This window comes from Oleiphilus sp. HI0123 (assembly GCF_001635315.1).
The window spans coordinates 1-4,934 of the sequence record NZ_LWGE01001408.1 but is presented as its reverse complement, the minus strand read 5'-3'; the positions used below and the strand labels follow the sequence as shown (position 1 = coordinate 4,934).

Here is a 4,934-nt window from a genome sequence, read left to right as displayed (position 1 = left end):
TGGAACAGCCATCATATCGTTTTTGAAAACCAATGTTCTTAACTCAGACCATTTTTCTAATTTCCTTAATCCAGAGATCTCATCTCCATGATTGTACAAAAAGTTCAAAGGGCCCATACCATTCGCTTTTAGTGCCTCAAAATCGTTGTTATATTCCTTAGCTCTTAACAAAACACCGAAAGTTTTTTCTTTGTCTCTTACAAATCTAATATTAAATACGTAAATAGCTAGACCTATAAGGCCTGTTAATAAGTAGAGAAAGTTTCCTGTCCCTTTCACAATTGCAGCGGAAGGTAAAATGAAAAACAAGCTCAAAGCAAATGCCAGTTCAAAGTTAATCCGATTATAAGAACCACATGTATGACATAATTTGTTAATACTAGGGTCAAAATCGCTCCCACACACACCACATTTTTTCTTTATCATTATTAGTTCCTGCACGAAGAAGACATTGACGTAGATAAATGTAATGCTAGATATTGCATCATGGACGCGAGCAATAAGGAAAATATAATTCCAGCAATCCCGAAGGCACCAGTAGATAAAATGGTAGATAACGCAAACATGAAAGTAGAGAGCATGTAAAAGAGCATATTTACTGCTGGATCACCACATACTAATGCCCAAGCCATAACGGTTGTGAACAAATTAGTATAGCTAGCAATCGCAGCTACGGTGAAACCATATGGACTATGAAGAAGCCCCATTGCTGTGTGCCATCCACCTGCAAACAGAGAAACCCAAGAGACAGCATCTGAAAAGTTAGCTAGATTCTGTACAGCGGAACCACTAGCTCCACCAGATATCTTATAAGCACCAACACCGTATTCGGTATCGATGATCGAATAACCCGATCCATGCCATCCATTAACAGTAATAGGTGACTCATGAACCGTTACTTCAAGCCCTTGAAGCAAAGCAGCTTGAATCTCCGACCTAGCCCCCTCATCAATCGCAATGAAGTTCAGCTGTGATGCGTTAGCTGAAGTTAACGTATAGATCTTTTGTCCTTGTGCCATTGCTATCGCGAGTGCTTTGGCTGTCGAGACACCTTCAGCCTGCTCTGTATCGGTTGAAAATAACTGTTCGGGAATCTGGTGCTCGTAGGCACTGTTTCGCATACCTGATGCTCGGTTAAAGGCTACCCAGCCTTCATAACAATTCTTCTTTTCTTCAACGTTGTTGTTCAAACGGTCGATATCCATCACAACACCGGTGAAGTTTACTTGATTCGGTGTACCATTTATCAAATAGCTTACTTCCATCTGTGTACTGAAGGTGCCGTAACTGGGTTGTCGGTAATAAGCAACACCTGCGGCTTGTGCAGCAATTCGGTCAGTGGCGTAGGTCATTGCCAAATAGCCTTGGACTCCTGCCTGGATGATATTTCCTACCACGTCATGTTTCGTCAAACTCGCTGAATTGTCTGCTTCAAGCTGTGCTTGGGTATTTTCCAACTTTGTTTGTAAGTCCTCGAGTTGTGTTGGGCTGATCCCTTGCATATCAATTCCAATCGCTTGGTATTGGCCAGCCACAACATTGTTTTCAGTAAACTTGAAGCTCTGTTGTGCCGGTGCAAAACCTAAACGTGTCTTTAAGGACTCACCTAAGGCAATTGCTGGCGTACTGTGTACCACCTCACCGTCAACCGTTAACTCACCAATCATTTGAATTGCACCTGCGGGTAAACTGCTTGGCAGATCATCAACAGTTTCAATCGTCTCGGGTAAATAGCTTTCGATCGCCGCTTCATCGTCTGCCGTAGCGGGACGGAAGCTGAAGGCGATATCTTTACCTACAAGATTAGTCGTGAAGTCTGATAATTCAAAGTATTCACTCCCCCAGCTGAAGCTTTGGCCATAATCGTAACTGATGGCAGAACCCACTTGATAATGGAACTTATGAAATAAGGTTTCAGGAAGGTGATCAATGGTTGCGCTGAATTCAATCTCATAGCCCAGAGCAACTTCTTCAAGTGCTAAAAACTCGCTAGGAATGATGGTTTGCAAGCCCAACACATCGCCCAATGTTGCGTTTGGCGCATTGTTATTTAGATAGGTTTCCAATTCAGTTTGATAGTTGGCCAACTCCGTTTCAATTAAGGAGGTGTTAACACCTTGTACCCAACCTTCAGCTTCGTTACTGACTGAACTTTCTTCCAAGGAAGTTAATAAACCTTGCGCATCAAAAGCGACCTGATTTTCAAGATCCAACCCATCGGTATAAGTGTATTGTTTAAAGCTCGGGTCCAGGCTATACCAGGTTTCACCTTGCTTTACCTCAACCCAGACATGCTCAAGCTGTATCTCTTCAACATCACCCCCATAGCTATACTGGTGTTGTGGAATCCCACCTTGGCTCATAAGGTTGGCAACCGCTGCAGCATTCTTAACGTTACCCACCCAATTTCTTGCTTGGTCGGCAGGTATATTGACGACACCGTATTTATATCTTGCTTCGTGACCCGCGGCTCTTAGCAGCGAGATCAATAAGCTTGAGCTATCAAAGGCATTGCCTTGTTCTGATTGAAGCGTGTAATCAGCACCTTGCATCACACCAAAGCTCGGAATCCAGCGAATAGTATCGTGTACCCAGTTATACAAACTCAAAGGATCGGTGCCGAGTTCCGCAACTTTGCCTGTAATCGCCTGAGTAATCTCTGTGGCACTGTCAGTCGTAGAATAGCTTCCATTATCAGTCCCTAATAAGCTATTAATTTGAGTTTGAGAGGAATAGATTTCACGAGGAGCCGAACCAATAAAGTCTAAATCATTACTGTAACTTTCGTGAGGGCGAGATAAAGGCGACTTGAGTAATGTAAGCGCTTGAGTAATCGCCTTACGTTTTTCACGCTGCCTGGAAGCATCTTCGCCTATCTTTTCGATAGTCTCCAAATTCTGATACAGGGCATTCATATCACGCTCATAGACTTCGTTATTCAGCGCCTGGCGTTGCGATATTTTATCTAACGCCTTTTGCTTTTGAAGGTGAGCTAGCCTTACAGACATTTGCTCGCGAAGGGCGTCATCTAACTCTTTAATGAGAGCAAGATTCTCAATTTGTGTTGATGGCTTTGCCTTTCCTTGACTCGAAGGTTTACTCGCTTCTCGAAGTAAGTGCTTCAAGTTTGTACGAAGCTTTTCAAGTTCAGCGCCCAGCGGATAATAGTGTTCAATTTGGTTTTGCGCAGGTTCTTTTGTCATTCGCTCTACCGCAGCGTGCACATAAGAGCTGTACCAAACAAAACAGATTAAGGTCAAAACGATACGTGCGATAAAACGCATCATTGGAGAAAGATGAGAAACCATTGCAGCATTCCCTTTTGAATTAGTTGTGCACAGTAAATTTTCTTGATTGCTTAAGTTCATGGTATCCCTCCTCATGGTGCCGCGCACAGCTCGTTATCCAATGAGCATTGGAAGCGATTTAATTTCTTCGGTGCATTGTGAACATCGATTGAGTAATGCACTGGCTGACTGTTTCCGTATTCGTCCATAAGCACAATCTCAACGTCATGCACACAATCGGCTTCATCCGGCATCCAGTTAATTTCGTAGGCACCCTCATAAGGCTGATTCGGCGTAATGGTCATACCTTGTGGTGCGTTAACCAAGCTTGCTACGACATTGCCACCTAAGCTGGATTCGCCGAAGAAGCGATATTGATAGGCTTGACCTACGAATGCCGTGGTCAATGGTTTGTTGATTAGGCTGAGCTCGGCGTCTAGAGACTCAGAGCTTTCGACTACATCTACATACCAGAACTCGTTATTTGCAGACGCATAACGACCTTCNCTGTCTCTCACCATTGCGTTGAGCCAGTATCTACCAGCGTGGCCCGGAACCCAGGTTATCACGCCAGTAGAAGTATCAATAGTAGGTTCAGACGAACTTGAACTGAGTATGTATTCTAGTGGATAGTTTCCTTCTCTATCTGTAGCCACCACCTGGTGAACAAAGGGAACACCAACCTTGGCGATTAAAGGATGGTATGACGGTACGAATTCTGGAGCTCGATTGTAGAACTCATCCAAACTTAAATAGTATTTTTCAATATCACTTCCACCTTTTGAGTCAGATACTTCGACCCAGACAATGAAACGCGTGTAAGCAGGTGGCTCTTCAACCAAATCTCTTTCTAGTGCAGTCCAGGTGATTAACCCTGTATCACTTACACTCATCCCTTCAGGAGCTAATAGGAGTTTATAAGATAAGTTGTCTCCGTCTGGATCGATAGCTTCTACTTGATAAGAATAAGGAATAGACACCTCAGCATCAGGTACACCTCTTGAAGTAATTTCCGGAGCGCTATTATCGTCCACTACCGTAATTGTATACGCACTAGAAACACTACTATTTAGACGATCATCAACTCTAAACCTTATCTGATTCTCACCCAAATCATTGGAAGTCGGCGTCCAAGAAATATAAAACTTGTTGGTTTGATGATATACACCATCTAACTTAAGTGCTCGCATTGCCGAAGGCCCCTGTTCAAAGACTATTTGAAGATCATCAAAGTTTTCGTATCGCCCTAGGGGAACATCGTTTTCTATATCGATAACTACCACATACTCTTGACCAACAGAAGCAGTATTGGGGAATTCCGATGTGATTATTTCAGGAGGTTGATTTGGCTGGACATTGACCGTAAATGTTTGATTATCTACCTTACCACCTCGTGAGTCACTAAGTGCGATGTCAAATTCAAACTCGCCATCATTCTGTGGAATCCAGTTCAAATAATGTAAGCAGCCCGTACAATCTAGCTTTGCAAGATAAGGCCAACCATCATCCTCACGCGTGATAGCAGCGCCATCCGGTCCAGATACGAGCTCAGCATAGACGGCATCAAGTTTCCATGGGCTCCAAATAAACTGATCAGCCACTTCAAGACGGTGTGTATACCCACGTACTCTAAAGTCTAGATAGTCT

At 43.4% G+C, this 4,934-nt stretch carries 2 protein-coding genes; both read right to left on the bottom strand.

What is annotated here, in order from left to right; genetic code table 11:
- A partial coding sequence (locus A3761_RS18040) for a hypothetical protein (RefSeq protein ID WP_156491934.1) occupies window positions 1–426 on the bottom strand: 426 nt, incomplete at its 3' end.
- Window positions 427–428: 2 nt separating this feature from the next.
- Entirely contained in the window at window positions 429–3,368 is a 2,940-nt protein-coding gene (locus A3761_RS18035) for a transglutaminase-like domain-containing protein (RefSeq protein WP_068553942.1), read from the bottom strand.
- Between the last annotated feature and the right edge of the window lie 1,566 nt (window positions 3,369–4,934).

Coding starts and splice junctions, on each gene's coding strand:
- A3761_RS18035 (WP_068553942.1), bottom strand. CDS start 3,368: ATGAACTTAAGCAATCAAGAAAATTTACTGTGCACAACTAATTCAAAA.